We start from the raw sequence: 26943 nt of genomic DNA, 5'->3' as shown, positions 1-26943 counted from the left end.
GCCGGGGGACGAATTCGGGGTCAGGCGAAGGCGGTGAGGGTGACGCCGGCCTCGGTCAGCGCGGCCCGGACCGCGACCGCGTGCTCGACCGCGCCGGGGGTGTCCCCGTGCAGGCAGAGCGAGCGCGCGCCGCTGGCCAGCACGGACCCGTCCACCGCGAGGATCTCGCCGCGCTCGGCCAGCCGCACCGCGCGCTCGACCACGTCCTCGGTGCTGGTCAGCAGCGCGCCGGGCTGACCACGCGGCACCAGGGTGCCCTCCGGGGTGTAGCCGCGGTCGGCGAAGGCCTCCTGCACCACGGGCAGCCCGGCCGCCTCGGCGGCGGCGAGCAGCCGGGAGCCGGGCAGGCCGAGCACGGGCAGCTCGCCGAAGGCACGCACCCCGGCGACCACCGCGGCGGCCTGGGCCTCGTGGTGCACCACGGCGTTGTAGAGCGCGCCGTGCGGTTTGACGTAGCGGACCTCGGTCCCGGCCGCGCGGGCGCAGGCGGACAGCGCGCCGATCTGGTAGAGCACCTCGTCGGCCAGCTCGGCCGGGTCGGCGTCGATGAAGCGGCGGCCGAACCCGGCGAGGTCGCGGTAGGAGACCTGGGCGCCGACCGCGACCCCGGCGCTGGCTGCGGCCTGGCAGACCCTGCGCATGGTGGCCGGGTCGCCGGCGTGGAAGCCGCAGGCCACGTTCGCCGAGGTGACCACCGCCAGCAGCGCCTCGTCGTCGCCGAGCCGCCAGATGCCGAAGCCCTCGCCGAGGTCGCTGTTGAGGTCCAGCCTCACGCCGGGATCACCCCTGTCATGATCAGCAGCATGCCCAGCGCGGGCAGCAGGTTGTTGACCTGGTGCACCACGATGCTGGCCAGCAGGCCGCCGGTGTACATCCTGGCCAGGCCCATCGGGATGGCGATGAACAGCAGCAGCGGGGTGCGCTCGGGCTCGAAGTGGGCGACCGCGAAGACCATGGTGCTGAGCACGAACGCGGCCCAGCGGCCCCAGCCCAGCCGTTCCACCGCGCCCCAGAGCAGGCCGCGGTAGACGATCTCCTCGCACAGCGGGCCGACCAGCCACAGGTGCAGGAACACGATCCCGGCCAGCACCGGGGACATGGACACCCCGTCGAGCACCTTGCCGACCGCGGAGGTGGCCTGGTCGTTGCCCACCCAGGCCGCCCAGAGCCGGGTGGCGTAGAGGGTGGGCACCAGGGCGATCGCGCCGATGGCCAGGCCGATGCTGGCGTGCCGCCAGTTCCAGCGCAGCCGCAGGTCGGCCAGCGGGCCGTTGCCGCGCACCACGGTGATCAGCACCGCGACCAGCGCGCCGGTCAGGGTGGGCAGGGACAGCACCGCGACCAGCTCCAAGGGGCCGATCCGGGCGCCGGGGGCGGGCCGGAACAGGGCGCTGAGCGTGACCGAGACCAGCAGGAACGCGCCGAAGGAGATCAGGAAGGCGCCGAAGCCCCACTTGTGCGGCTTGGCGGGGGTGTCGAAGAGCGCATCGGCAGGACGCTCGCCGAGGGAGCGCAGCGTCGTCCACCACCGGAGTCCGGCCGGGGGTTCGCCCAACGGCCCCGGCGTCTGCGATGCGGTCACGGGCGCCTCCGAGCAGCTGGGGGTTGCGATCGGGAAGAACTGTCCCACCTTAGCCAGTAGGACTACCCGGTTCAGCCGGCCTGTGCGAGGTCCGCCGCGAAGAAGATCAACGCGGCCGGCAGCAGGTTGTTCACCGCGTGCGCCACGATGCTGGCGCCGATCCGTCCGGTGAGCATCCTGGCCCAGCCCATCGCGATGCCCTGGGCGAACAGGCCGAGGGTGCGCTCGGGCTCCTGGTGCATGAGCGAGAAGACCAGCGCGGTGAGCACCAGGATCGCGAACCTGGGCACCCGGTACTGCTCCAGCGCGCCCCAGAGCGCGCCCCTGGTCAGCAGCTCCTCGGTGAGCGGGGCGCCGATGAACAGGAACAGCGCGAACAGGGCCAGCCAGATCGTGCGTCCCTCGTTGGTGGCGACCAGGCCACCCGACGGGCCGGAGGGCTCGCCGCGCAGGCCGAACACGATCAGGTTGATCAGGAAGGCGGCGCCGATGGAGATCACTCCGCAGACCAGGCCGACCTTGACGTCGCGCAGGGTGGGCACGATGCCGAAGTCGCGGCGCAGGCCGCTGCCCTTCCACCAGCTGGCGACGGCCGGGACCAGGCCGAGGAACAGGTTGGGCACGAAGGAGAGCAGCAGCAGCGGGCCGAGCACCGGGGGCTCGGCCGGGTCGAAGCCGCTGACCTGGCCCGCCATCACCGAGCTGATGACCAGTCCGACCAGGTGGAAGGCGCCGTAGCCGAGGACGAAGACCAGGATGCCCCAGTGCACGCTGGTGCGGGTGGCGGCGACCTGCTGGGCCTCGTAGAAGCGGGGGTGCAGGTAGGGGTTCTGGTTCTGGTCGACGCCGCGCATGGGGGCGGAGTAGGCGGACCAGGACGGGGGTGCGGTGGCCTGGATCGGGGTGAAGGCCGGCGAGGGGGCCGGGGGTGGGGGTGCGGTGGCCGGGAGCTGGTCGAGGCCGGGTGGGGTGGCTGGGGATGCCGGGGAGTGGGTGAGGGCCGGGAAGGTGGCCGGTGGGTCGCCGAGGCCGGGTGGGAGCTGCGCGACGGGGGGTGCCACGGGCGCGGGCGGGGCCAGGGACGGGCTGCTGGGCACGGGCGGGGCAGGGGGCGGACTGGTGGCCGTGGGCGGGGCCTGCGCGGCCAGGGGTGCGGCGGGCGCGGCTGAGGTGGGTGCGGCCGGGGGCGAGCTGGTGGCCGCGGGCGCGAGCTGGGCGGCTGGAGGCTCGGCGGATGCGGGCTGAGCGGCGGGCGGGGACTGCGCGGCGGGCGGGGCCGGTGGCTGCTCGCCGGCGGCCGGGGGCTGGCCGGCGGGCGCGGGTTGGGCGGCGGGACGGGCGAAGCCGGTGGGTGGTGTGGCCTCGTCGTCCTGGTGTGGCGCCCCTGTCATCTGGTCCTCCCCCGGGTCAGGTGTACGGGTGGCCGCCCAGCACGACCAGCTCCGGGGCGCGCAGCACCCGCAGGTCGGCTCGGGGGTCTTCGGCGTAGACGACCAGGTCCGCGGGGGCGCCGTGGGCCAGCGCTGGCCTGCCCAGCCAGGCGCGGGCGGACCAGGAGGCGGCGCCGATGGCGTCTTCGGTGGTCATGCCGACGCGGTGCAGGGCGGTGATCTCGTCGGCGATGCGGCCGTGCTTGATGCCGCCGCCCGCGTCGGTGCCCGCGTAGACCGGGACGCCCGCCTCGATCGCGGCGGCCACGGTGGCGTCGTTGCGGGCGTGCAGGGCGCGCATGTGCTCGGCGTAGCGGGGGTACTTGCCCGCCTTGGCGGCGATGCCCGGGAAGGTCTCGATGTTGATCAGGGTGGGCACCAGGGCGGTGCCGCGCCTGGCCATCTCGGCGATGGTGTCCCCGGTGAGGCCGGTGCCGTGCTCGATGCAGTCGATGCCCGCGTTGACCAGGCCGGGGACCGCGTCCTCTGAGAACACGTGGGCGGTGACGCGAGCGCCCGCGGCGTGCGCGACGGCGATGGCCTCGGTGAGGATCTGGTCCGACCAGAGCGGGGCGAGGTCGCCGGTGCTCCGGTCGATCCAGTCGCCGACCAGCTTGACCCAGCCGTCGCCGTAGGCCGCCTGCTCGGCCACGGTGGCCGGCAGCAGCTCCTCGTGCTCCAGGTCGGCGCTGACGTAGGGGAGGTAGCGCTTGGGGCGGGCGATGTGCTTGCCGGCGCGGATGATCCGGGGCAGGTCTGCGCGCTCCTGCAGCGGACGGGTGTCCAGCGGGGAGCCGCAGTCGCGGATCAGCAGGGTGCCCGCGTCCCGGTCGGTCTCGGCCTGCTCGGCCGCCTCGGGCAGCTCGACCGCACCGCTGGGACCCAGGCCCACGTGGCAGTGCGCGTCGACCAGGCCGGGCAGCAGGTAGCCGCCCTCGGCCAGGGTCACCGCGTCGCGGACGGGCTCGTGCGAGACGAGCCCGTCCGCGATCCACAGGTCCCGGTGCTCGCCCTCCGGCAGGAGGACGCCGCGCAGGTGGAACGGGGGTCGAGCCTGCGTCACTTGTCGAACTTCAGCTTCGAGGGGTCGAAACCGGGCGGCAGCTGGTCCATGTTGGACAGCGCCGGGGGCAGCTCGTTGAGGCCCTTGGGCATGCCGGAGAGGTCGGGCATGCCGCCGGGGAAGCCGGGCATGCCGCCCATGCCGGGGAAGCCGCCGCGGATCTTGGGCGGGGTCGGGCCCTTGCCCTTCTTCCCCTTCTTGCCCTTGCGGCCCTTGCCGCCGCCCCTGGTGGCGCTGCCGCCGCCGATGCCGAAGCGGCCTGCCATCTGCTGCATCATCTTCTTCGCGTCGAAGAAGCGGTTGACCAGGTTGTTGATCTCGCTGACCGGCACGCCGGAGCCCTTGGCGATGCGCTGCCGACGCGAGGCGTTGATGATCTTCGGGTCGGACCGCTCGGCCGGGGTCATGCCGCGGATGATCGCCTGCACGCGGTCCAGGTGCTTCTCGTCGACCTGGGCGATGGCGTCCTTCATCTGGCCGGCGCCGGGAAGCATGCCGAGGATGTTGGACAGCGGGCCCATCTTGCGCACGGCCATCATCTGCTGGAGGAAGTCCTCCAGGGTCAGCTCGCCCGCGCCGAGCTTCTGCGCCTGCTTCTCCGCCTCACGCGCGTCGAAGACCTGCTCGGCCTGCTCGATCAGGGTGAGCACGTCGCCCATGCCGAGGATGCGGCTGGCCATCCGGTCGGGGTGGAAGACGTCGAAGTCCTCCAGCTTCTCCCCGTTGGAGGCGTACATGATCGGCTGGCCGGTGACCTCGCGGACGCTGAGCGCGGCGCCACCGCGGGCGTCGCCGTCGAGCTTGGTCAGCACGACGCCGGTGAAGCCGACGCCCTCCTGGAAGGCGGTCGCGGTGCTGACCGCGTCCTGGCCGATCATCGCGTCGACCACGAACAGCACCTCGTCGGGCTGCACCGCGTCGCGGATGTCGGCGGCCTGCTTCATCAGCTCCTCGTCGACGCCGAGGCGGCCCGCGGTGTCGACGATGACCAGGTCGTGCTGGGACTTGCGGGCTTCCTCGATGGCCTGCCTGGCCACCGCGACCGGGTCGCCGACACCGTTGCCGGGCTCCGGCGCGAACACCGGCACGCCCGCGCGCTGGCCGACCACCTGGAGCTGGTTGACCGCGTTGGGCCGCTGGAGGTCGCAGGCGACCAGCAGCGGGGTGTGGTTCTGCCCGGCCAGGTGCTTGGCCAGCTTGCCGGCCAGGGTGGTCTTACCAGCGCCCTGCAGACCGGCGAGCATGATCACCGTAGGCGGGGTCTTGGCCAGGTTCAGCCGCCGGGTCTCGCCGCCGAGGATGGCGACCAGTTCCTCGTTGACGATCTTGACGACCTGCTGGGCCGGGTTCAGCGCCTGGGAGACCTCGGCGCCCTTGGCCCGCTCCTTGATCTGCGCGATGAAGGTGCGCACGACGGGCAGCGCCACGTCGGCCTCGAGCAGTGCGATCCTGATCTCGCGACAGGTCGCGTCGATGTCGGCGTCGGACAGCTTGCCCTTGCCGCGCAGGTTCTTCAGGACCGATGTGAGGCGGTCGGAGAGGTTGTCGAACACGGGTCACGGGCTCCAGCGGGGTCAGGACGGCAACAGAGTTCCTGCCCCTAAGGCTAGCCGTCAGCTCGACCGCGAACCCACCAACTCCAGTTTCAGCCCGTTGGCGACGTCACTGCGGTAGATCACGGTGGCCTTCGGCCAGCCCCGCAGCGGGCGTCCGGCGGTGAGCCGGGCGCTGATCCGCAGCGCGCGGCGCACGTGCTTGGCGAAGGAGTGCGCGGGGATGACCCGGCCGCGCTCGCGCTGTCCGGCGCGCGCCTGTTCGGGGGTGACCTCCAGCCACAGCATCCGCGGCGTGCGGCCGGTGAGCCGGGCCAGCACGGACAGCCAGCTGCGGGTGATGACCCTGGTGGCGGGCTCGTGCACGAGCACCGGCCCCCTGGTGGTGAGCGCGGCCCAGATGATGCGCAGGTGGTGCAGCAGGTGCACCAGCGGGCGGTAGCAGCGGTAGGGCAGGTCCGGCAGCCGGGCCGCCAGCGGGTCGCGGACCTGGTCGGAGTCGAGCACGGTGTACGGGCCGCTGGCGCGCAGCTTGCGGAGCAGCGAGGACTTGCCCGCGCCGGGTAGGCCGGCCAGCAGCATCAGGTCGCGGGGGCCTGCGCGGACCACGAGTGGTCCGATGCCTGGGCGGCTGGAGGTCACGCCGGTGCTGTCCACAACTGAAGAACGTACGGGGGCAACCCGGGCGTTCCGCCCACAGCCCATCGACAGCCAGTCAACAGGTTCTGCCTGGAGAGCACCGGTGGCGGCCTGGACCCCTCTGCCGGGCCGCCACCGGCTCTCCGCTGGTGACGCTGTGGCCTCCTGCCACGGCTCCCCACCGTGGTCCCCGAACCGCGTCACGGTGCTCAGCCTGACCGATTCGCGCAGGTCAGCGCAGCGTGATGGGCCGTGATCCGGCCTGGGTAGAACCACCTACGTCCCGCTAGGCAGCGGCACGCCCGGTACGGAGGGGTAGCTTGACCCGTGGCGCGAGACGATTCGTCTCGCGGCATGCCATTGAGCAGGGGGAAGACGATGCCAGGTCCTGATCCGCTGCGGCGGGATCAGCGGGCGCGGCAGGCGGTGCTGGACGCGGCCTGGGAGTTGCTGGCCGCGGACGGGTGGGGCGGGATCTCGGTGGACCGGATCGCGGTGCGGGCGGGGGTGGGGAAGCAGACGGTGTACCGGTGGTGGCGGGGGAAGGGGGAGGTGGTGCTGGAGGCGTTCCTGGCGCGGTCGCCGCGGGAGACCGGGGAGCCGCTCACCGGCGAGCTCGAACTCGTGTTGCGCGAGCTGGCGCGGCGGTTCGTGCGGCTCTACGCCGGGACCTTGCTCGGGGACCGGCTCCGTGAGCTGCTCGGCGCGGCGCAGCACGACCCCGAGCTCGCCGGGGCCGTGCGGGAGCGCTGGTTCCGGCCGCGGCGCGAGCCGGTCCGGCTGGCGCTGGCCTTCAGCGGCCTGGACGCGCGGCTGGACGCCGAGGCGGTGCTGGACCTGCTGTTCGGGCCGCTGCACTACCGGCTGCTCACCGGGCACGGACCGCTGGACCGGGACTACGCCGACGCCGTGGCGGGGCTGGTCTCGCGCGCGGTGCGCGGTTAACGCGCGGCGGCCAGCACCGCCTTCTCGATCTTGCGGCGGGCTGGGCTGCCCGGCTCGGCCAGGCCGTTGTCGCTGGTGGTGATGCTGAAGGAGTCCACGACCGTGCCGCCCAGGGTGGCCACCCTGGCCCAGCGGACGTCGACCTTGCAGGACTCCAGGGCCGCGGCGATGCGGTGCAGCAGGCCGATCCGGTCCGTGGCGCGCAGCTCCATCACCACCGCGCCGCTGGCCTCGTCGTCGAACCACAGCACCCTGGGCGGGGCGATCTCCTCCGGCGGCCCGCCGTAGTCGCGTTCCTTGGCGGCCAGGCGGTCGGCCAGGGACAGCGTGCCGTCGAGCACCTTGACCAGCTGCTCCCGCAGCAGCGCGGCATCGGGCAGGGTGCCGAAGCGCGGGGACACGGTGAAGGTCTCCACGCCCGCGCCGGCGTGCGCGCTGACCTCGGCCGCGTGCACCTCCAGCGAGTTCAGCGCGAGCACGCCGCTGGCCAGGGACAGCAGGCCGATCCGGTCGGGGGCCAGCACGGTGACCGTGGCGGTGTGGCCGGACGGGGTGATCACCACGTGCGGTTTGCCGGTGGCCACCGCGGACTCGGCCAGCTCGGCCTGTTCGGCGGGCAGCGGGCCCGGTCCCTCCAGTTGCTCCCCCGCCATCGCGGCGCGGCAGCGGCGGGCCAGGTCGGCGATCAGCGCGGCCTTCCACTCCGTCCACACGCCGGGGCCGGTGGCCAGCGAGTCGGCCTCGGCGAGGGCGTGCAGCAGCTCCAGCACCACCGGGTCGCCGCCGAGGGTGTCCACCACGCGGTGCACGGTGGCCGGGTCCTCCACGTCGCGGCGGGTGGCGGTGTGCGGCAGCAGCAGGTGGTGGCGGACGACCGAGGCGACGATCACGACGTCGGAGGGCCACAGGCCGAGGCGTTCGCAGACCTGGGTGGCCAGTGCCGCGCCGACCTCGGAGTGGTCGCCTTCGCGGCCCTTGCCGATGTCGTGCAGCAGGGTGGCCAGCAGCAGCAGGTCGGGGCGGGAGACGGTGGTGGCCAGCCGGGCCGCGTTGGCCACCGCGTGCACCAGGTGCCGGTCCACCGTCCAGGTGTGCGCGGCATCGCGCGGCGGCAGGTCGCGGACCGCGCCCCACTCCGGGAACAGCCGTCCCCACAGGCCGGTGCGGTCCAGCGCCTCGACCACGCCGATCAGGCCGCGGCCGGAGCCGAGCAGGGCGAGCAGCTCCTGCCTGGCCTCGCTGGGCCACGGGCGGCGCAGCTCGGGCGCGGAGTCGGCCAGGCGGGCCAGGGTGCCCGCGGCGATCGGGCTGCCGGTGCGCGCGGCCGAGGCGGCCACCCGCAGCAGCAGGCCGGGATCGCGGGCCGGCACCGCGTCGCGGGCCAGCGCGACCTCGCCGCCGTGCAGCACGACCCCGTCGTCCAGTGGTCGCCGCGCCGGTCCGCGGTTCCACGGGGCGCGGCTGCTGAGTGCGGCGAAACCCTTGCGCGGCAAGGCGTTGCGCGCGGTGCGCAGGGCCACGTCCACCGCGTAGGCCACGGTGCGGCCGGTGGCGGAGAGCAGCCGGGCCAGCTCGAAGCGGTCCGGCAGGCCGAGGGCGAGGGCGATCTCGTCGCCGTCCTCGGCCCGGATGATGTCGCGGGCCTTGCCGCAGGCCCGGTGCAGCTCGGTGCGCACGTCCAGCAGCAGGGTGCGGGCCTCGCGCACCTCCCGGCCCGGCCGGTCCACCAGCTGGGTGGCGGCCAGCGCGTCCAGCAGGTTCAGGTCGCGCAGGCCGCCCTTGCCGTTCTTGAGGTCCGGCTCGACCCGGTGCGCGACCTCGCCGGAGCGCTGCCAGCGCGTCTCGACCGCCTCGACCAGCTCCTCGAACCGGTTCCGGATGCCGGCCCGCCAGGACTGCCTGGCCCCGGCGGCCAGCCGGTCGGACAGCGACTGGTCGCCGACCAGGTGCCGCACCTCCAGCAGGCCGAGCGCGGCGCGCAGGTCGGCGGCGGCCACCTTCTCCGCCTCGGCGGTGGTGCGCACCGAGTGGTCGAGGCCGATGCCGGAGTTCCACAGCGGGTACCACAGCCGGTCGGCCAGCGCGCCCACCTCGGTCCGTCCATTGTGGACAAGAACCAGGTCGAGGTCGGAGTACGGGGCCAGCTCGCGGCGGCCCAGCGCGCCCACCGCGACCAGCGCGGTGCCGCTGCCCGCCCCGCCGATCCCGGCCAGCCCGGCGTGCGCGGCCAGCCAGAAGTCGTGCAGGTCCACCAGGGCCGCCCGTAGTGGCTCGGCGGCCAGTTTGCGGTGGCCCGGTGCGGGCGCCAGCAGCAGCTGCCGCGCCCGCACCAGGTCGCCCGCGGTGGGACCGACCGACTCGCTGATCCCTGCGCTCATGCGACGCTCCGCCTCAGATCGCGTCAGTGCCGCGTTCCCCGGTGCGCACCCGCACCACGGTGTCCACCGAGGTCACCCACACCTTGCCGTCGCCGATCTTGCCGGTGCGCGCGGACTCGACGATCGCGTCGACCACCTTGTCCACCCCGGTGTCGTCGATCAGCACCTCGATGCGGATCTTGGGCACGAAGTCCACGGCGTACTCCGCGCCGCGGTAGACCTCGGTGTGCCCCTTCTGCCTGCCGTAGCCCTGGACCTCGCTGACGGTCATGCCGAGCACGCCCAGCTGCTCCAGCGCGGCCTTCACGTCGTCGATGGTGAACGGCTTGACGATCGCGGTTACCAGCTTCATGCCTTGCTCTCCTCAAGGGACGAGGTGGATGCGGAGCCCGCGGGCTTGAACGCGCCGCCCCGACCGCCGAAGGTGGCGAAGTCGTAGGCGCTCTCCGCGTGCTCGGCGTCGTCGATGCCCTCGACCTCGGCCTCCGCCTCGACCCGGAAGCCGATGGTGACCTTGATCAGGTACCCGATGAGCAAGGAGAGCACGAAGGAGTAGACGAGCACCGCGAACGCGCCGACCGCCTGCTTGCCCAGCAGCTCGAAACCGCCACCGTAGAACAGGCCCTTGGCCGCGGCCGGGGCCGCGTCGGTGGCGAACAGGCCGATCAGCAGGGTGCCGGCCAGGCCGCCGACCAGGTGCACGCCGACCACGTCGAGCGAGTCGTCGTAGCCCAGCTTGTACTTCAGGCCCACCGCGAGGGCGCAGACCACACCGGCGATGACGCCGATGGCCAGCGCGCCGATCGGGCTGACCGCGGAACAGGCCGGGGTGATGGCGACCAGGCCGGCCACGATGCCCGAGGCCGCGCCCAGGGTGGTGGGCTTGCCGTCGCGGAAGCGCTCCACCACCAGCCAGCCGACGGTGGCCGCCGCGGTGGCGCCGATGGTGTTGACGAAGGTGACCGCGGCGGTGGTGTTGGCGGCCAGCGCGGAACCGGCGTTGAAGCCGAACCAGCCGAACCACAGCAGACCGGCGCCGAGCACCACGAACGGCAGGTTGTGCGGCTTCATCGGCTCCTTGGGCCAGCCGCGCCGCTTGCCGAGCACCAGCACCAGGGCCAGTGCGGCCGCACCCGCGTTGATGTGCACCGCGGTGCCACCGGCGAAGTCGATCGCGCCCAGCTGGTTGGCGATCCAGCCACCGGGGTCGGTGACGTTGCCGTCAGCGTCCTTGCCGTCGAAGTCGAAGACCCAGTGCGCGACCGGGAAGTAGACGACGGTGACCCAGACCGCGGCGAAGACCAGCCACGGCACGAACCGGGTGCGATCGGCGATCGCGCCCGAGATCAGCGCGACGGTGATGATCGCGAACATGGCCTGGAAGGCGACGAAGGCCAGCGTCGGGATGGTGCCCGAGACCGCCTCCGGGCTCATCAGCCCATCGAGGCCGAAGAACTCGGCCGGGTCGGCCAGCCAGCCACCCGCCACATCCTTGCCGAAGCTGAAGGAGTAGCCGTACAGGATCCACAGCACGCCGACCACGGCCATGCTGCCGACGCTCATCATCAGCATGTTGAGCACACTCTTCGCGCGCACCATGCCGCCGTAGAAGAACGCAAGCCCCGGCGTCATGAGCAGCACCAGAGCGGCGCTGATCAGCACCCAGGCGGTGTCGCCTTGGTTCATTCTCGTAGTCCTCCCGTGCCTGCCACGTTGCGGTGAAGGATCGAGAGGCGGTGTTTCGTCCGGTTACGCCGGAGGTTTCACCGAAGTGAACTGTGCCGAGGCCGGTGTTACGGCTGCGTTGCGCGGAGCGCACACGCTCAGCTGAGCAGAGCGTCCACGAACGCGCCGGGGGTGAACGGGGCCAGGTCGTCCGGGCCCTCGCCCAGGCCGACCAGCTTGACCGGGACGCCCAGCTCGCGCTGCACCTGGAAGACGATGCCGCCCTTGGCGGTGCCGTCCAGCTTGGTCAGCACGATGCCGGTCACCTCGACCACGTCGGAGAACACCCTGGCCTGGGTGAGGCCGTTCTGGCCGGTGGTGGCGTCCAGCACGAGCAGCACCTCGTCCACCTTGGCCTGCTTCTCCACCACCCGCTTGACCTTGCCCAGCTCGTCCATCAGGCCGGTCTTGGTGTGCAGGCGGCCGGCGGTGTCCACCAGCACGGCGTCCACGCCCGCCTCGATCCCGCGCTTGACCGCGTCGAAGGCCACGCTGGCCGGGTCCGCGCCCTCCTTGCCGCGCACGATCTCCGCGCCCGCGCGCTCGGCCCAGGTGGCCAGCTGCTCGGCGGCGGCGGCGCGGAAGGTGTCCGCCGCGCCCAGGATCACGGTGCGGCCGTCGCCGACCAGCACCCTGGCCAGCTTGCCGGTGGTGGTGGTCTTGCCGGTGCCGTTGACGCCGGTGACCAGCAGCACCGCCGGGCGGCCGTCGTGCGGCAGGGCGCGCACCGAGCGGTCCATCTCCGGCTTGAGCGCGTCCACCAGCACCTCGCGCAGCACCGCGCGGGCCGCCTCCGGGGTGCGCACCCCGCGGGTGACGATCTCCGCGCGCAGCCGCTCGATGATCTCCGCGGTGGTGGCCGCGCCCAGGTCGGCCAGCAGCAGGGTGTCCTCGACCTCGGTCCAGGAGTCCTCGTCCAGGTCGCCCGCGCCGAGCAGGCCGAGCAGGCCCTGACCGAAGGCGGAGCGGGACTTGGCCAGCCTGCCGCGCAGCCGCTCCAGGCGACCGGCGGTGGGCGCGATGTCCTCGGGCACCGGGTGCGTCTGGGCCACCACGATCGGCTCGATCGGGGCCGGGGCCTGGGCGGCGGGCGGCAGCGGCACGTCCACGATGTCCCGGCGCGGGGTGTCCCTGGGCACCGCGGCGTCGTCGCCGACGCCGGGCTGGCCGTCGACCTCGGTGCGCTCGGTCACCGGGTGCTCGGTCATCGGCGGCTGGGTCACCGGCGGTTCGGGCTTCGGCTCGGTGACCGTCGCGGTCTCCCCGCCGGGCGCGAAACTGATCTTGCGGTCCGCCTGGTAGCCCGGACGGCCCTCGACCACGGGCTTGTCCTGCTCGGCGAGGCTGACCCGGCGGCGGCGGGCCAGCACGACCCCGGTGACGAGCGCGACGAGCAGCACCGCGGCGACGGCGACGGCGATCCAGATCATGACTTCGGCAGACACGGACCCATCCTCGCATCATGGGCGGTTCGGCCCTCGCCGGAGTGGTGCCTGGGCCAGGATGATGACCATGCAACCGGGTCCGTACCAGCAGCAGCCGCAGTACCCACCGCCCTACGGCTACCCACAGCCGCCGAAGAAGTCCAACGGGCCGATGATCGCGCTCGCGGTCGGCCTGGCCGTGCTGCTGGTCGCCGGGATCGGCGTGGTCATCGCGCTCACCTCCGGCGGCTCTGCCGACACCCCTGAGGACACCGCCGCGGCGGAGGCCGGTCCCGCTGACAAGCACAACGACCTGCCCGACTGCGCCGCGCTGCACGCCAAGCTCACCCTGTTCCCGGCCCTGGAACCGGCGAACTCGAAGAAGACCACCGACACCCAGGCCGCCAGGGGCCAGGGCGACCTGCAGACGGTGGAGGTCCGCTGCTACTGGGGATCCCGGCAGCCGGAGGTGAACCTGCGGGCCGAGATCACCCTGTTCCGCAGCGACAGCCAGCCCCAGCACAACGGCACCAAGGACGGCGCGCAGTACTGGCTGACCATCGACAAGTCCGCCGCGGACCGGGTGGAGGGGGAGAACGTGCTCTTCCCCAAGTCCACCGGCGGCAACGGCTGCTACGGGCGCTTCGCCGACGGCAACGTGCTGGTGACCCTGCACCAGGAGGGCGCGGGCATCCCCGGCGGCGCCACGCACGGCCCGGAGATCGACCGGTGCCGGGACGACATGCTGCCCAAGGGCAAGGAGCTGGTGGCCGCGCTGACCGGCTGATCTCGACTCGCTATCAACTGCGTCAGCGGCTTTGACGCACTCTTGCGTAAACTTCCGCCATGCAATAGACCACATCTTGTGAAATCTTGGCGGGTGCTCGGGCTGCTGTCCGGCACGTCGATGGACGGCATCGACGTGGCCGCGGCCGAGTTCCGCATGGGTGAGGACGGCTGGCTGGAGCTGCGCCCGCTGGGCTGCCTCGAGCTGGCCTATCCCGGCGAGCTGCGCGCCGAGCTGCTGGCCGCGCTGCCGCCCGCGGAGTGTTCGGCCCGGCAGCTGTGCCGGCTGGACACCATGGTCGGCCGGGCCTTCGGGGTGGCCGCGCTGCGCGGGCTGACCGAACTGTGCGACGGGCGGGCCGACCTGGTCGGCTCGCTCGGGCAGACGATCTACCACTGGGTGGAGGACGGCCGCTGCGAGGGCACCCTGCAGCTGGGCCAGCCCGCCTGGATCGCCGAGGCCACCGGACTGCCGGTGGTGGCCGACCTGCGGGCCCGGGACGTGGCCGCGGGCGGGCACGGCGCGCCCCTGGTCGGGTTGTTCGACCAGCTCTGGCTGGGCCACCGGGCGAGGCGGACGGCCGCGCTCAACCTCGGTGGCATCGCCAACATCAGCGTGGTCGGTGGCGCTGTGCCGCCGCTGGCCTACGACACAGGTCCGGGGAACGCGCTGCTTGACGCGGCCACCCGGCTGCTACCGGAGCGTCGCGAGCGCGACGAGGGGGGCCGGCTCGCCGCCATCGGCTCCCCTCACCCGGGCCTGTTGTCGATCCTGCTGGCCGATCCCTACTACGAGCTGGCGCCGCCGAAGTCCACCGGCAAGGAGCACTACACCGCCGACTACCTGCGCGCGGCCCTGGACCGGGTGGCCGAGCCGCCCGAGGGACCGGACCTGCTCGCCACCCTGGTCGAGCTGACCGCCCGCACCGTCGCCCGGGAGTGTGAACGGCAAGAGGCCACCCGGGTGGTGGCTTCCGGAGGCGGGGTGCACAACGCCACGCTGATGGCCGCTCTGAGCAGGCATCTCGCCCCGGCCGAGCTGGTCACCAGCGCGGCCGAGGGACTGCCTGCCGACGGCAAGGAGGGCTACCTTGCGGCGCTGCTCGGCCTGCTCACCTTCTGCGGTCAGCCCGGCAACCTGCCGGCCACCACAGGAGCGGTTGGCCCGCGCCCGCTGGGCAGCATCACCCCGGGGCGCACCGCGCTGCGCCTGCCGGAGCCGTGGCCGCGGCAACCGGTCGCGCTGCGCTGCGTCCAGGGGAACAACACGGGGGCCGACGGGGGGCACATCACTGGGGAGCCGGTGCGAACCGGCGGTTAGAGCAGGAGGTGGGACGTGCGCAGTCTCGACCTGGCCATCATCGCGGTGTTCCTGGTGGGCATGCCGCTGCTGGGCATCTGGATCGGCGGCAGGCAGAAGTCGGCCAACGACTACTTCGTGGGCGAGGGCAAGATCTCGTGGTGGGTGGTCTGCCTGTCCGTGGTCTCCGCGGAGACCTCGACGCTGACCGTGCTCAGCGTGCCGACGGTGGCCTACCTGGCCACTCCCGGCGCGGGCGGGATGACCTTCCTGTCGCTGGCCATCGGGTACCTGCTGGGCCGGATCGTGGTCTCCTTCGTGCTGCTGCCCAAGTACGTGGCCGGTGACCTGGTCACCGCCTACGCCTTCCTGGGCAAGCGGTTCGGCGACGGGCTGCGCACCACCGCCTCGGTGACCTTCCTGTTCACCAGGCTGCTGGCCGACGGGCTGCGGCTGTTCGCCACCGCGATCCCGGTGAAGGTGGTGCTCGGCGCCTACGGCGTGCAGGCCAGCTACTGGACCATCGTGTTCGTGCTGGGCATCGCGATGGTGGTGTACAGCTTCTTCGGCGGGGTGCGCGCGGTGGTCTGGGTCGATGCGATCCAGATGCTCTGGTACCTGCTGGGCGCGGCCGTGGTGATCTGGGCGCTGGCCGACCGGCTGCCCGGCGACTGGCTCGGGAAAGCCTTTGACGCCAACAAGTTCCAGGTCTTCGACCTCGCCTCCGACCCGCTGTACAGCCCGTACGCGCTGATCACCGCGGTGATCGGCGGCGCGGTGCTGTCCATGGCCTCGCACGGCGCCGACCAGCTGATCGTGCAGCGGCTGATGGCCACCCGCGATGTGCGGGCCAGCCAGAAGGCGCTGATCGCCAGCGGCGTGGTGGTGTTCGTCCAGTTCGCCCTGTTCCTGTTCATCGGCGTGATGCTGTGGGCCTTCTACAACGCGGCCAAGCCGGTGCAGGACCTGGGGCTGAACAACAACGACGAGCTGTTCGCCACCTTCATCGTCACCGAGCTGCCCAGCGGCCTTTCCGGGTTCGTCATCGCGGGCATCCTGGCCGCCGCGCTCAGCTCCTCACTCGGCGCGCTGGCCTCCTCCACGGTGACCGACATCTACGCGCGGGTGGTCAAGCGCAAGCTCTCCGACGCCGACCTGCTCCGCCAGGGCAAGCTGTGGACGGTGGTCTGGGCCGGGCTGCTGATCGTCTTCGCCGGGCTGTTCGCGCAGTTCACCAAGCGCGGCGACCCGATCGTCGAACAGGGCCTGTCCATCACCGGCTACACCTACGGCGCGCTGCTCGGCGCGTTCCTGCTGGGGCTGATCGTGAAACGGGCCCGGCAGGCGGACGCGATCATCGCGTTCCTGGTGACCGTGCTGACCATGGTGGCGATCATCCTGCCGCCGGTGCTCAGCGGGACCAAGGGGCTGGCGTACCCGTGGTATCCGCCGATGGGCGTGGCGATCACGTTGATCGTGGGCGGGCTGTTGTCGCTGCGGCATCCGCGCACACCCGCGCCGGTGGACGAGGAACCCGCCGACGCGGCGAAGGCGGCTTAGTCCGGCAGAACGACGAATGGCGCCGGCCTCATTCCGAGGCCGGCGCCATTCGCTTGGCTGAAGCCGTTACTTCTTGATCTGCTGCACGCAGAGGACCGCGCCGCTGCCGCCGCGCTTGCCCTCCCAGTAGTAGCCCTCGAAGTCCGGCCACGGGGCGCAGAGCTCTTCCTTGACGTCGGGGTCCTTGACGTCGGGCACGCGGCCGAGCACCTTCAGGGTCGCCTCGGCGGAGCCGCAGTCGACCTTGTTCAGCTGCTTGTTGCTCTCCTGCGAGGTGAGCTGGCCGGAAAGGCAGTCGCCGACCTGGGCGCTGCTGGCGGAGTTCATGTAGCGGTAGATCGCGAAACCACCCGCGACCAGGACCACCAGCACGATGCCGAGCACCTTGGGCAGAACGCTCTTCTTCTTCGGCGCCGGCGCCTGCTCGGCGGCAGGCGGAACGGGCTGGCCCTGAGGCGCGTCGGGCTGTGGGTTAGTCATCCCCAGTGTCTCCTTGTTGAGGTTCGCCCAGATGGGCGACGCGCAATGGTGACATGTTGTCACCTAAGGCACAAATCGCAGGCCAATGCGTTATCGCCTTGAGATCGGTGATGTCCGCCACCAGGAAAAAGGGCCGTCCGGCTTAGTGCCGCAGACGCGGAACTCAGCCGCTCTCGGCAACCGCACGCGCGGCGGCCTGACCACCGAGCCCGCTGACCCCGCCGCCGCGGCGGCTGCCCGCTCCGGCCAGCAGCACCCGGCGCTGTCCCGGCACCGCCACCCCCCAACGCTGCGCAGGCGTGTCGGCCGGTTCGTCGTCCTCCAGCCAGGGCCAGCTCAGGTCGCCGTGGAAGATGTGCCCGCCGGGCATGCCCAGGTCGGCCTCCAGGTCCAGCGGGGTGGATGCCTGCACGCAGGGCCTGCCCTCGGCGTCCAGGGCGAGCACGTCGGCCAGGGGTTCGGCCAGGCAGGCTTGCAGGGCGGCCAGCGCGGCGGCGGTGGCCTGCTCGCGGGTGGCGCCCGCGCGGAAGAGGCGGGCCGGCGCGTGCAGGCCGAACAGGGTCAGCGTGTGGTAGCCCTCGGCGGCCAGCGGACCCAGGATGGACGGGTCGGTCAACGAGTGGCAGTAGACCTCGCAGGGCAGCGGGTCGGGCAGTTTCCCTTGCGCGACAAGGGCGTGCGCGGCCTCCAGTTCGGTGTAGGACTCGCCCAGGTGCAGCGTGCCGGCGAAGGCCTGGCGCGGGTCGGCGCCGCTGCGCAGCCGGGGCAGCCTGCGCAGCAACAGGTTCACCTTGAGCTGGCTGCCCTCGGGATCGGTCGCGGGACGGCCGAGCAGCCGCTCCAGCACCGAGGGCGCGACCGCGGCCAGCACGTGCCCGGCGGTGTAGGTCGCGCCGTCCACAGTGGACACCTCGACCCGGTCCTCGTGCTCCCGCACCGACTCCGCCACGCTGCCCAGGTGGATCTCCACCCCGGCCTGTCGCGCCGCCAGGGTGAGCGCGTCGGCCAGCGCGCCCATGCCGCCGACCGGCACCCGCCACTCCCCCGAACCGTTGCCCGCCACGTGGTAGAGGAAGCAGCGGTTCTGCGCCAGGCCGGGGTCGCGCAGCGAGGTGTCGATGCCGATCAGGCCGTCGGTGGCGACCACCCCGCGCACCAGGTCGTCGTCGAACTCCCGCGCCAGCACCTCCGACAGCGGCCGTTCCACCAGGTCGTCCCAGGTCCGCGCGCCGGCCAGCGCGGTCACCCGGTCCCGCACCTCGCGCCGCCTGCGCAGCGGGCCGTCCAAGGCGGGGCCGACCGCGGCGGCGAAGGCGTCCACCCGGCGGTAGAAGCGCTGCCAGGCCGTCCAGGCCGCGGCGGAGCCGGTGACCTCGGCGAAGGAGGCCTCGGTGGCCGGGCCGGGCGCGCGTTCGACCAGCAGGCCCAGGTCCCGGCCGCCGCGGCGCACCGGGGTGTAGGAGGACACCGCGCGGGACCGCAGTTCCAGCGGCAGCCGCAGCTCCGCGGCCAGGGCGTCCGGCAGCAGGCTGACCAGGTAGGAGTACTGGGACAACCGGGCGGGCTGACCGGCGAAGACCCGGTTGCCGACGGACGCGCCGCCGAGGTGCCCGGCCCGTTCCAGCAGCCGCACCGACCGGCCGGTCCTGGCCAGCAGCACGGCCGCGATGAGTCCGTTGTGCCCGCCGCCGACCACGATCACATCGCTGTGTCCGTTCATGACAGCGATCGTGGCCGAGCGGGCGGGCTCCGCGGTAGCGGCGATGGATCAGAGCAGGATCAGCAGCGGCATCAGGAAGGCCAGCAGGAAGATGGCGGCCATGATCCCGATCATCGCGCCGATGCCGCGGATGGGCTGCGGCACCGGGCCGATCGCGCCGTCCACGAACATGATCGCCGGGGCCTTGTAGAACACCGGCACGGTCTGGCCCTCGCCGATCGGGATCATCGCCTCGGCCGGTCCGGCGTCCATGAAGATGTAACGGAAGAACACCTTCACGTGGTACTGGCCGGGCGGCAGGTCGATCGGGGTCTGGCCCCACTCGATCGGGCCCGGCCTGCCGTTGATGATCAGCGTGGGCTTGAACCAGTTGAGGATGAACGCCAGCGGGAAGAACGAGGTGTCCAGCAGCAGGCGGCCCTGACCGGGCGGGGGCGGCGGCAACTGCGGCTGCATGCCGGGCGCGCCCGGACCACCCGGGTAGCCACCGGGACCACCGGGGTAGCCGCCAGGGCCGCCGGGTCCACCGGGGTAGGCGCCGGGCGGGGGCTGCTGCGCCGGGAAACCGCCGCTCTGCGGTCCCTGGTACGGCTGGCCGGGGGCCTGACCGGGGAACGGCTGGCCGGGCATGGGCTGCGGCCCGGTCGGCTGGCCCGGGAACGGCTGTTGCCCGGGGAAGGGCTGCTGCTGGCCGGGGAAGGGCTGTTGCCCCTGCTGGTAGGGCTGCTGGCCGTAGGGCTGGTTCACGAGAGTGCTCTCCCCCGAGTGGGTGCGGTTCCTGATGCGCGTGACCTTAGAGGGTCAGGGAGCGGGCGCCGGTTCCGCCGTGGCTTCGTTTTCCGGAGTGATTTTCGCCGGGGGCTGCTCGGCGGCGGGCGCGGCGGTGTCCACCCCGCGCATCCGCTGCGAGATCACCTGGCTGATGCCGTCGCCGCGCATGCTGACCCCGTAGAGCGCGTCCGCGATCTCCATGGTCGGCTTCTGGTGGGTGATCACGATCAGCTGGGACTTCTCCCGCAGCTGACTGAACAGCGTGATCAGCCTGCGCAGGTTGGTGTCGTCCAGCGCGGCCTCGACCTCGTCCATGATGTAGAACGGCGAGGGCCGGGCGCGGAAGATCGCGACCAGCATGGCCACCGCGGTCAGCGACTTCTCCCCGCCGGAGAGCAGGGACAGCCGCTTGACCTTCTTGCCGGGCGGGCGGGCCTCGACCTCGACGCCGGTGGTGAGCAGGTCCTCCGGGTCGGTGAGCAGCAGCCTGCCCTCGCCGCCGGGGAACAGCGTCTGGAAGACCTGCACGAACTCCCGCGCCACGTCCTCGTAGGCGTCGGCGAAGAGGGCCAGGATCCGCTCGTCGACCTCTTTGATCGTGTTGAACAGGTCGCGGCGGGCGGCCTTGAGGTCTTCCAGCTGGGTGGAGAGGAACTTGTAGCGCTCCTCCAGCGCGGCGAACTCCTCCAGCGCGAGGGGGTTGACCTTGCCGAGCAGGGCGAGGTCGCGTTCGGCCCGCTTGGCCCTGCGCTCCTGGGTCGGCCGGTCATACGGCATCGGCTGCGGCGCGGTGACCTCCTCGCCGCGCTCCTTGGCCGCCTCGTACTCGGCGACCTCCAGCGCGCTGGGCGGGATGAAGGCCATCGGGCCGTACTCGGTGACCAGGTCGTCCAGGCCGATGCCGAAGTCGTCGGCGATCTTGGTTTCCAGCTGCTCGATGCGCAGCCGCTGCTCGGCGCGCAGCACCTCGTCCCGGTGCACCGCGTCGGTCAGCTTCTCCAGCTCGGTGCCCAGCTCGCGCACCCGGTTGCGCACCTTGCCCAGCAGGCCCTCGTGCTCGGCCTTGCGCACCTGCGCGGCGTCGCGTTCGGCGGCGGCGCGGGCCAGCGAGTGCGCGATCCGGGCCAGCGCGGTCTCGCCTGCCGAGACCACCGCGTTGGCCACGGTGGCGCCCCGGCCGCGGGCGGCGCGGGCCCGTTCGGCGCGTTCCCTGGCCTCACGTTCGGCGCGGGCGGCGCGGCGCAGCGAGTCGGCCCGGCCGAGCAGCGCGCGGGCGCGTTCCTCGGTGGTGCGCTGGACCAGCCGCGCCTCCATCTCCTCCTGCCGCGCGGCAGCCAGGTTGGACGCGATCTCGTCGCGGGCGCTGGTGTCCGGCTCGTCGTCGGTCTCCTGCTCGCCCTCGACCTCCAGCAGCCGTTCTTCCAGCTCGGTGAGCCGGGTCAGGTTCTCCTCGCGGGAGTGCTCGACCTTGGCCCGCTGGCCTTCCAGCCGCTCGGCCTCGGCGAGCGCGGAGCGGGCCGCCTGGCCGAGCCTGGCCAGCCGCTCGGAGCTGCGGGCGCGCTGCACGCGGGCGTCGTTGACCGCCTCCTGGGCGAGGCTGACCTCCTCGCGGCGGGCCTTCTCCTCGGCGCGGGCACCTTCCAGCGCGGCCCCGGTGGCCTCCAGCCTGCGTTCGGCCTCGGCGAGCTGCTCGCGGGCCTCGTCCACCGCGGCCTGCACCTCGATCACGCTCTGGCTGCGGCCGGAGCCGCCGACCGCCCAGTCCGCGCCGAGCACATCGCCCTCGGTGGTCACCGCGCGGACCTCGGGATGCGCCCTGACCAGCGCGCCGGCCGCGGGCAGGTCGTCCACCACGGCCATCCGGTCCAGCGCCCGGAACAGCGCGGGACGCAGCTGCTGCGGCACGTGCACCAGGTCGACCGCCCAGCGCGCGCCGGGCGGCAGCTGCGGCCAGCCCGCCCGGTCCGGCATCACCTGGTTGGCGCCGACCAGCAGTCCGGCCCGGCCGGAGTCGGAGGTCTTGAGCAGCTCCAGCGCGGCGAGGGCGTCGCTGGTGCCGGCGAGCGCGACCGCGTCGGCGACCGGGCCGAGCGCGGCGGCCATGGCCACCTCGGCGCCGGGTTCCACGGTCATCAGCGCGGCCACCGAGCCGAGCAGCCCCGGCAGCCGGGACCCGGCGGCCAGCAGCGCGCCCGCGCCGTCCTTGCGGGTCAGGCCAAGGGAAAGCGCGTCGACCCTGGCTTTCCAGGAGGCGATCTCGCGTTCGGCCTTGCGCTCGGCGGCGACCAGTTCCTCGACCCTGGCGCGGGCCTGCTTGTGCGCGGCCTGGGTGGCCTGCTGGCGCTCGCCGATACCGGTGTCGTCGTCCTCCTCGATCCCGCTGGCGGCCTTGGCCTCCTCCAGCTCGACCTGGGCCAGCTCGGCGCGTTCCCGCGACTCGGCCAGCGCGACGGAGAGCCGCTCGATCTCCTCGGCGGTGGCGCCGGTCTTGCTGCGCAGCGCCTCGACCTGCCCGGCCAGCCTGGCCAGGCCCTCCCGCCGGTCGGCGATGGCCCGGATCGCGGCCAGGTGCGCGCGCTCGGCGTTCTTCAGCGCCTGCTCGAACTCCGCGCGGGTGGCCTGCGCGACGGTCAGCGCCTCGGCGGCCATCTCGGCCGCTTCCTGGAGCTCGGCCTCCTGGAGCGCGACCTCCTCGGCCTCGCGTTCCAGGTCGTCGGGGTCGCGGCCGCCGCGGCTGGCCTCCACCGGCGCGGACAGGTGCCGGGCGCGTTCGGCGGCCAGCCGGACCGTGCCGCGCAGCCGTTCTTCCAGCGCGGAGAGCCGGTACCAGGTCTCCTGCGCGTTGGCCAGCATCGGCGCCTCGATCGCGAGGCGCTCCTCCAGCTCGCTCTGCTCGGACTGGGCGAGCTGCAACATCTGCTCGACCTCGGCCCGCCTGCGCCGCGCGGTGGCCTCGTCGGCCTCTTCCCTGGCGAGGTCGGTGCGCTGGGTGACCAGCTCGTCGGCGAGCAGTCGTAGCCGCGCGTCCCGCAGGTCGGCCTGCACGGTCTGTGCCTTGCGCGCGATCTCGGCCTGCTTGCCCAGCGGCTTGAGCTGGCGGCGCAGCTCGGCGGTGAGGTCGGTGAGCCGGGTGAGGTTGGCCTGCATCGCGTCCAGCTTGCGAATGGCCTTCTCTTTGCGCTTGCGGTGCTTGAGCACACCCGCGGCTTCCTCGATGAACGCCCTGCGCTCCTCGGGCCGCGACTGCAGGATCTGGCCGAGCATGCCCTGCCCGACGATGACGTGCATCTCCCGCCCGATACCGGAGTCGGAGAGCAGTTCCTGGATGTCCAGCAGGCGGCACTGGCTGCCGTTGATCTCGTACTCGCTGGAACCCTCGCGGAACATCCGGCGGGTGATGCTGACCTCGGTGTACTCGATGGGCAGCGCGCCGTCGGAGTTGTCGATGGTCAGGGTCACCTCGGCCCGCCCGAGCGGCGGCCGCCCGGAGGTCCCGGCGAAGATGACGTCCTCCATCTTGCCGCCCCGCAGGGCTTTCGCCCCCTGCTCGCCCATCACCCAGGCCAGCGCGTCCAGCACGTTGGACTTGCCGGAGCCGTTCGGGCCGACGACGCAGGTGATGCCCGGCTCGAAGCGCAGCGTGGTGGCCGAGGCGAAGGACTTGAAGCCCTTCAGCGTCAGGCTCTTGAGGTGCACGTGCGCCCGCTCCTTCCCGCGCTCACCGGTGGGGGTATCCGGGGAAGGGTACCCACGTCAGCCGTTCGAGCGTCGGAGCCGGGCTGGTGTGCCGGGGTCTATCGAATCGGTCGGGGGAACGGCACGACCCGGCTGACCTCGTCCTCCGGCCCGTCCGGCTTGGCCCGTGCCCCGCCGCGGCGGGCGGCCCGGGGCAGCCGGACGTCGCCGAGGGCGGGCCAGGCCAGGCCGCAGCGGTCCAGGGCGGAGAGGACCTCGCGGAGGGGTTCGGCCTTCTCGGTGGCGACGTACTCCCAGACGATGGCGCCGCTTTCCGGGCGGGGGCGGCGGCGGACGAAGCCGTGCTCGACGGTGTAGGCCAGCAGCGGGTCGAAGTCCTCTGCCTTCATGCCCAGGCCACGGCGCAGTTCGACCTGGTCGCTGGTGCCCGCGAAGAGTTGTTCCAGGAGGAGCAGGACTTGGAGGTCGCCGATCTCGTCGACTGCGCGCGCGACTGAACCTGCGACACCGGTGAAGCTGGGCCTACCCGCCATGGGCTTGACCTTACTTGATCTTTCGTGCGAGAGGGATTCGCTCAACGCTCGGCAAAGCCGGTCAGACCACCCTTAGCGCCTGCCCATTGCTCCACCACGGTGGTCACTTGACCTGGGGTATCACCTGACTGGAGGTAGCGCAGTAGTTCTCCGCAGAGCTGGCGGGTTCCTTCCGCGACCACTTCCACCCGGCCGTCCCTGGCGTTGCGGGCCCAGCCAACCAGCCCGAGCTCCAACGCTTTTGCCCTGGTAGACCAGCGGAAACCGACCCCCTGCACCCGGCCGTGCACCCAGGCGGTGAGACGCACCACTTCTGCCTCGTTCGACACCGCTTCATCCTGCCGGACAAGACAAATCGGCTACGCAGGACCAACCGGGTTAACTCGATAGTGGTACGTTTCCTGGCCGTGACCACCCGGCGCAAGGAACGCAACCCTGGGGTGCTCGGTCTCGTCGCGATGATGGTCGGCGCCGGTGGCGCCTGCGGCCTGACCCTGCTGGCGCCCACCGCCTTCCAGGCGCTGACCGGGATGGACCTCATCGCCAGTGCCGAGGCCGCCCGCGAGCAGGTGACCGGCCAGACCCGCGATGGCGCGCTCCCGCAGTGGAACGGCAACGGTGAGCTGGCCGCCCCCACCAGCGCGACCACCACCTCGGCCAGCAGCACCGCGCCCACCTCCATCACCAGCAGCGAGCAGCCGGTCAGCAGCTCCGAGGCGCCGCCCTCGTCGAGCAGCACCGAGCAGCCGCCGCCGACCATCGGGCCGAGCAGCCCGCCGCCAGCGCCCACCACCACGGTGGCCAAGCCGCCGCCGACCACCCCGCCGCCCGCGGAGAACCCGGCGGCCTCGCCGGCGATGCGGGTGGTGCAGCTGGTGAACCAGGAGCGGGCCAAGGCGGGCTGCCGTAGCCTCCGAGTGGACGAGCGGTTGGTTACGGCCGCTCAGCGGCATGCCACCGATATGGCCAACCGCGGCTACTTCTCGCACACCGCACCGGAGGGCACGTCCTTCGTTGACCGTGCGCGATCGGCTGGTTACCCAGCGCCAGGCGGTGAGAACATCGCGAAGGGGCAACGCACCGCCGAGAAGGTCATGGAGTCGTGGATGGGTTCATCAGGTCACCGGGCGAACATCCTGAACTGTTCGTTCGTCGCGATCGGCGTCGGCCATGAGGCCAGAGGGCCGCACTGGGTGCAGGTGTTCGGCCGATGAGCATGGACACCCCTCCTGCCGAGCCCGGCCCGCGCCGCTCCGACGTGCCGCGCGGCGCCGCGCTGGCCGCGGTCGCGCTGGCCACCGCCACCGCCTTCGCCGGGATCGCGGCGCTCAGCTCCACCGGCAAGCCCGCGCCGGTGACCACGAACAACGGTCGCCTGGACAACGTGGTGCTGCGCACGACGGTCTCCAACGGCACCACCGTGACCGTCACCGAGACGGTGTCCACCACCCCGTCCTCCGGCACCACCAGCAGCTCGAAGGCCGGCAGCACGGGCACCTCGGGCAGCAGCTCCACCAGCACCACCACCGGCAGCTCCGACCCCGGTCAGCCGACCACCAGCAAGCAGATCGAGCAGCCGTCGCGCACCACCACGACCACGACGACCACCACCACGACCTCCACGACCACCAGCCAGTCGACGGTGCCGAGCACCACCTCGACCACCACCAGCGCCTCCCGGCCACCCACCGGCAGTTGAGCGGGCTGGCCATCCACCCGTGCCGCTCACTGTGCGCGTGGGCGGAGACCAGGGCGGAGCTGGACGGGTTGCCGGTGCTGGCCTGCCGGGGGTGCGGGTCGCAGTGGATCCGGTCGGAGGGGTGGACGCCGATCGACCACACCGGGCGGATCCCGGACTGCGTGCGCGCGGAGCTGGCGAAGCGGGACTAGCCGGAGATGGGTGCGGTCACCAGCGTTCCTCCTCACGCATGGCGATCAGCGCATCGGAGGCGGAACAGTCGCCGCCCGGGATCGTCGGCATGGGAATCGGACCGGCCCTGGCCGCTGGGACGATCTTCCCTTCGGCCGCCAGCCTCGCGAACGGCGAGACCTGGACGGCCTCACCCTGGTCGGGGATGTGCTCCATACCTACATTCGTAGTGCTTGCCACGCGGGCACACCACGCCGTGGCGTAGCACTACCGGGTGAACAACTCCGGGAGCAGCTCGTCGACCGCGCGGCGCCAGAACTCCGCGCAGGCCTGTCCCACCGTGGCGTGCCGGGTCTCCCCCAGCACCTCGCCGTCGCGCACCCGGTACACCCGCCACGAGTCCAGCCGCTCCGCCAGCCGCAGCCCGTCGCCGGCCCGGCCGCCCGCGAGCCGGTAGCTGTCGTACGGGAAGCCGAAGTCGCGCAAGGCGATGGCCAGGTCGTGGATCGAGGACGGAGTGGCGCGCCAGGGGTGTTGGCGCCAGTGGTGCAGGAGTTGTTCGTAGCGGGTGGGGGCGAAGCGGTCGGCGTGGCGGTCGGGGGAGGCGATGCCGGGGACCGTGAAGCGCGGTGCGACCAGGTCGGCGGCGGCGTCGCCTTCCCGCACGTAGCTGGCCTGGACGCGGGCGTGGCCGCGTTCGGTGTAGCGGAGCTCCCAGTGGCCGTCGGGCAGCTCGTGCAGGTTGGCCACGTCGTCGCCCGGCAGCGGATCGTCGATGCCGTGGCTGGGGGCGAGCAGGCCGAGAGGTTGGCGCCACCCGGCGCGCTGGGCGATGGCCAGGGCCTCGGGGATGGTCAGGTCGTCGGGGGCGGCCACGGGTTCGGGGCGGGCGGGCGGTGCGGCGGGGTCCGCGCCGAGCAGGGTGGGCAGGTCCTCCTCGACCAGGCGGCGCCAGAACTCGGCGCAGGCCGCGGGCTCGGTGGTCCAGGGGGTGAGGGGTTCGGTCCTGCCGGAGCGGACGCGGTGCACGCGCCAGCCCTCGGTTCGCTCCTCCAGGCACAGCCTGCCCTCGAAGGCGCCGCCGTGCAGCGAGTACGCGCTGCCGGGCACGCCGAGCCGGGCCAGCGCGTCCCTGAGCTGGGCGCGGGTGGCCGGGCACAGCCGCCACGGGGTGTGCCGCCAGCGGGTCAGCAGGGTGTCGAAGGCGGCCTCGGCGCCGGGGCGCGGGGGTGGCGGGGGTGCGCCGAGCACGCCGGCCAGCAGTTCGGCGCACACCTGCGACTCGCTGGTGTAGCAGCGGTACGGGGTGACCCGTTCGCCCCCTTCGGTGCGGTAGATGAGCCAGTCGTGGCCGGTGTCGGTGACCTGCCAGCCGGTGTCGATCCGGCGCAGCGGCAGGCCGTTGCGGTCGGACCAGACGCTGTAGTCGGTGCGGCCGTGCTGCTGGAGCAGCGCGATCGCTTCGGGCACGGTCAGCTCGGCGGTCAT

25 protein-coding genes are annotated in these 26943 nt (G+C 72.7%); 7 read left to right on the top strand and 18 right to left on the bottom strand.

Translation table 11 applies throughout. From position 1 onward, the window contains the following. Positions 1–20 precede the first annotated feature (20 nt). The 6 genes from M8C13_RS19135 to M8C13_RS19110 form a co-directional block, all read right to left on the bottom strand. Positions 21–773, bottom strand: a complete 753-nt coding sequence (locus tag M8C13_RS19135; protein ID WP_252481992.1) for a LamB/YcsF family protein — start codon at positions 771–773, stop codon at positions 21–23. Next, on the bottom strand, positions 770–1582 hold the full coding sequence (locus M8C13_RS19130; RefSeq protein ID WP_252481991.1) for a CPBP family intramembrane glutamic endopeptidase: 813 nt from the start codon (positions 1580–1582) through the stop codon (positions 770–772). The genes M8C13_RS19135 and M8C13_RS19130 overlap by 4 nt, the downstream gene beginning before the upstream one ends. Before the next feature lie 71 nt (positions 1583–1653). Then, positions 1654–2973 carry a CPBP family intramembrane glutamic endopeptidase gene (locus M8C13_RS45080; protein WP_305883968.1) on the bottom strand — a complete coding sequence of 440 codons (1320 nt, stop codon included), beginning with the start codon at positions 2971–2973 and terminating at the stop codon, positions 1654–1656. Between the two features lie 16 nt (positions 2974–2989). After that, on the bottom strand, positions 2990–4075 hold the full coding sequence (locus M8C13_RS19120) for an amidohydrolase family protein (protein WP_252481990.1): 1086 nt from the start codon (positions 4073–4075) through the stop codon (positions 2990–2992). Continuing rightward, entirely contained in the window at positions 4072–5628 is a 1557-nt protein-coding gene (ffh, locus tag M8C13_RS19115) for a signal recognition particle protein (protein ID WP_252481989.1), read from the bottom strand. Before ffh ends, M8C13_RS19120 begins: the two co-directional genes overlap by 4 nt. 60 nt (positions 5629–5688) lie before the next feature. After that, entirely contained in the window at positions 5689–6285 is a 597-nt protein-coding gene (locus M8C13_RS19110) for an AAA family ATPase (RefSeq protein WP_252481988.1), read from the bottom strand. Between the two features lie 360 nt (positions 6286–6645). Here M8C13_RS19110 and M8C13_RS19105 point away from each other — a divergent pair, with 360 nt between their 5' ends. Further along, positions 6646–7212: a TetR/AcrR family transcriptional regulator gene (locus M8C13_RS19105; RefSeq protein ID WP_252481987.1), complete on the top strand. Its 567-nt coding sequence runs from the start codon at positions 6646–6648 to the stop codon at positions 7210–7212. Here M8C13_RS19105 and M8C13_RS19100 read toward each other — a convergent pair. From M8C13_RS19100 to ftsY, 4 genes are all read right to left on the bottom strand, one after another. Further along, positions 7209–9590 carry a [protein-PII] uridylyltransferase gene (locus M8C13_RS19100; protein WP_252481986.1) on the bottom strand — a complete coding sequence of 794 codons (2382 nt, stop codon included), beginning with the start codon at positions 9588–9590 and terminating at the stop codon, positions 7209–7211. The two genes, M8C13_RS19105 and M8C13_RS19100, sit on opposite strands and share 4 nt — an antisense overlap. 13 nt (positions 9591–9603) lie before the next feature. Then, positions 9604–9942 carry a P-II family nitrogen regulator gene (locus M8C13_RS19095; protein WP_252481985.1) on the bottom strand — a complete coding sequence of 113 codons (339 nt, stop codon included), beginning with the start codon at positions 9940–9942 and terminating at the stop codon, positions 9604–9606. Next, on the bottom strand, positions 9939–11276 hold the full coding sequence (locus M8C13_RS19090) for an ammonium transporter (RefSeq protein WP_252481984.1): 1338 nt from the start codon (positions 11274–11276) through the stop codon (positions 9939–9941). Before M8C13_RS19090 ends, M8C13_RS19095 begins: the two co-directional genes overlap by 4 nt. A 137-nt stretch (positions 11277–11413) precedes the next feature. Beyond that, entirely contained in the window at positions 11414–12760 is a 1347-nt protein-coding gene (gene ftsY, locus M8C13_RS19085) for a signal recognition particle-docking protein FtsY (RefSeq protein WP_374213095.1), read from the bottom strand. A gap of 67 nt (positions 12761–12827) precedes the next feature. Between ftsY and M8C13_RS19080 the strand changes: the two genes are divergently transcribed. From M8C13_RS19080 to M8C13_RS19070, 3 genes are all read left to right on the top strand, one after another. After that, positions 12828–13526: a hypothetical protein gene (locus M8C13_RS19080; RefSeq protein ID WP_252481983.1), complete on the top strand. Its 699-nt coding sequence runs from the start codon at positions 12828–12830 to the stop codon at positions 13524–13526. 120 nt (positions 13527–13646) lie between these two features. Then, positions 13647–14846: an anhydro-N-acetylmuramic acid kinase gene (locus M8C13_RS19075; protein ID WP_252482115.1), complete on the top strand. Its 1200-nt coding sequence runs from the start codon at positions 13647–13649 to the stop codon at positions 14844–14846. A gap of 15 nt (positions 14847–14861) precedes the next feature. Then, complete coding sequence (locus M8C13_RS19070) at positions 14862–16385, top strand: sodium:solute symporter (RefSeq protein WP_252481982.1); 1524 nt, start codon at positions 14862–14864, stop codon at positions 16383–16385. 66 nt (positions 16386–16451) lie between these two features. On the opposite strand, the gene M8C13_RS19065 is transcribed toward M8C13_RS19070, so the two are convergent. The 6 genes from M8C13_RS19065 to M8C13_RS19040 form a co-directional block, all read right to left on the bottom strand. Further along, the gene (locus tag M8C13_RS19065) at positions 16452–16865 is read right to left on the bottom strand and encodes a hypothetical protein (RefSeq protein WP_252481981.1); all 414 of its coding nucleotides are present in this window, start codon (positions 16863–16865) and stop codon (positions 16452–16454) included. A 163-nt stretch (positions 16866–17028) separates the two neighbouring features. Further along, complete coding sequence (locus M8C13_RS19060) at positions 17029–18585, bottom strand: NAD(P)/FAD-dependent oxidoreductase (RefSeq protein WP_252481980.1); 1557 nt, start codon at positions 18583–18585, stop codon at positions 17029–17031. A 48-nt stretch (positions 18586–18633) separates the two neighbouring features. Further along, the gene (locus M8C13_RS19055; RefSeq protein ID WP_252481979.1) at positions 18634–19332 is read right to left on the bottom strand and encodes a hypothetical protein; all 699 of its coding nucleotides are present in this window, start codon (positions 19330–19332) and stop codon (positions 18634–18636) included. A gap of 54 nt (positions 19333–19386) precedes the next feature. Continuing rightward, on the bottom strand, positions 19387–23052 hold the full coding sequence (gene smc, locus M8C13_RS19050) for a chromosome segregation protein SMC (RefSeq protein WP_252481978.1): 3666 nt from the start codon (positions 23050–23052) through the stop codon (positions 19387–19389). A gap of 98 nt (positions 23053–23150) precedes the next feature. Then, entirely contained in the window at positions 23151–23585 is a 435-nt protein-coding gene (locus M8C13_RS19045) for a hypothetical protein (RefSeq protein WP_252481977.1), read from the bottom strand. 41 nt (positions 23586–23626) lie between these two features. After that, positions 23627–23914, bottom strand: a complete 288-nt coding sequence (locus M8C13_RS19040) for an acylphosphatase (protein WP_252481976.1) — start codon at positions 23912–23914, stop codon at positions 23627–23629. A 78-nt stretch (positions 23915–23992) separates the two neighbouring features. Here M8C13_RS19040 and M8C13_RS44560 point away from each other — a divergent pair, with 78 nt between their 5' ends. From M8C13_RS44560 to M8C13_RS19020, 3 genes are read left to right on the top strand one after another with little or no spacing between them, the layout of a single operon-like run. Further along, the gene (locus tag M8C13_RS44560; RefSeq protein ID WP_308202819.1) at positions 23993–24799 is read left to right on the top strand and encodes a CAP domain-containing protein; all 807 of its coding nucleotides are present in this window, start codon (positions 23993–23995) and stop codon (positions 24797–24799) included. Further along, positions 24796–25284 carry a hypothetical protein gene (locus tag M8C13_RS19025; RefSeq protein ID WP_252481975.1) on the top strand — a complete coding sequence of 163 codons (489 nt, stop codon included), beginning with the start codon at positions 24796–24798 and terminating at the stop codon, positions 25282–25284. Before M8C13_RS44560 ends, M8C13_RS19025 begins: the two co-directional genes overlap by 4 nt. Further along, positions 25281–25475, top strand: coding sequence for a hypothetical protein (locus M8C13_RS19020; protein WP_252481974.1), 195 nt, complete (start codon positions 25281–25283; stop codon positions 25473–25475). Before M8C13_RS19025 ends, M8C13_RS19020 begins: the two co-directional genes overlap by 4 nt. Before the next feature lie 16 nt (positions 25476–25491). Here the strand turns inward: M8C13_RS19020 and M8C13_RS19015 are convergent, their stop codons facing one another. Then, positions 25492–25671 (bottom strand): hypothetical protein, encoded by a 180-nt coding sequence (locus tag M8C13_RS19015; protein ID WP_252481973.1) that lies wholly within the window; start codon positions 25669–25671, stop codon positions 25492–25494. Between the two features lie 51 nt (positions 25672–25722). Beyond that, the gene (locus tag M8C13_RS19010; protein ID WP_252481972.1) at positions 25723–26943 is read right to left on the bottom strand and encodes a hypothetical protein; all 1221 of its coding nucleotides are present in this window, start codon (positions 26941–26943) and stop codon (positions 25723–25725) included.

The sequence above is a fragment of the Crossiella sp. SN42 genome (assembly GCF_023897065.1).
Classification (GTDB): Bacteria; Actinomycetota; Actinomycetes; order Mycobacteriales; family Pseudonocardiaceae; genus Crossiella.
Note: the sequence above shows the minus strand (reverse complement) of the source record. Positions and strands in the feature narration are given on the sequence as shown.

Coding starts and splice junctions, on each gene's coding strand:
- M8C13_RS19095 (WP_252481985.1), bottom strand. CDS start 9,942: ATGAAGCTGGTAACCGCGATCGTCAAGCCGTTCACCATCGACGACGTG.
- M8C13_RS45080 (WP_305883968.1), bottom strand. CDS start 2,973: ATGACAGGGGCGCCACACCAGGACGACGAGGCCACACCACCCACCGGC.
- M8C13_RS19105 (WP_252481987.1), top strand. CDS start 6,646: ATGCCAGGTCCTGATCCGCTGCGGCGGGATCAGCGGGCGCGGCAGGCG.
- M8C13_RS19065 (WP_252481981.1), bottom strand. CDS start 16,865: ATGACTAACCCACAGCCCGACGCGCCTCAGGGCCAGCCCGTTCCGCCT.
- M8C13_RS19045 (WP_252481977.1), bottom strand. CDS start 23,585: ATGGCGGGTAGGCCCAGCTTCACCGGTGTCGCAGGTTCAGTCGCGCGC.
- M8C13_RS19075 (WP_252482115.1), top strand. CDS start 13,647: ATGGACGGCATCGACGTGGCCGCGGCCGAGTTCCGCATGGGTGAGGAC.
- M8C13_RS19080 (WP_252481983.1), top strand. CDS start 12,828: ATGCAACCGGGTCCGTACCAGCAGCAGCCGCAGTACCCACCGCCCTAC.
- M8C13_RS19100 (WP_252481986.1), bottom strand. CDS start 9,590: ATGAGCGCAGGGATCAGCGAGTCGGTCGGTCCCACCGCGGGCGACCTG.
- M8C13_RS19015 (WP_252481973.1), bottom strand. CDS start 25,671: ATGGAGCACATCCCCGACCAGGGTGAGGCCGTCCAGGTCTCGCCGTTC.
- M8C13_RS19060 (WP_252481980.1), bottom strand. CDS start 18,585: ATGAACGGACACAGCGATGTGATCGTGGTCGGCGGCGGGCACAACGGA.
- M8C13_RS19010 (WP_252481972.1), bottom strand. CDS start 26,943: ATGACCGCCGAGCTGACCGTGCCCGAAGCGATCGCGCTGCTCCAGCAG.
- M8C13_RS19090 (WP_252481984.1), bottom strand. CDS start 11,276: ATGAACCAAGGCGACACCGCCTGGGTGCTGATCAGCGCCGCTCTGGTG.
- M8C13_RS19025 (WP_252481975.1), top strand. CDS start 24,796: ATGAGCATGGACACCCCTCCTGCCGAGCCCGGCCCGCGCCGCTCCGAC.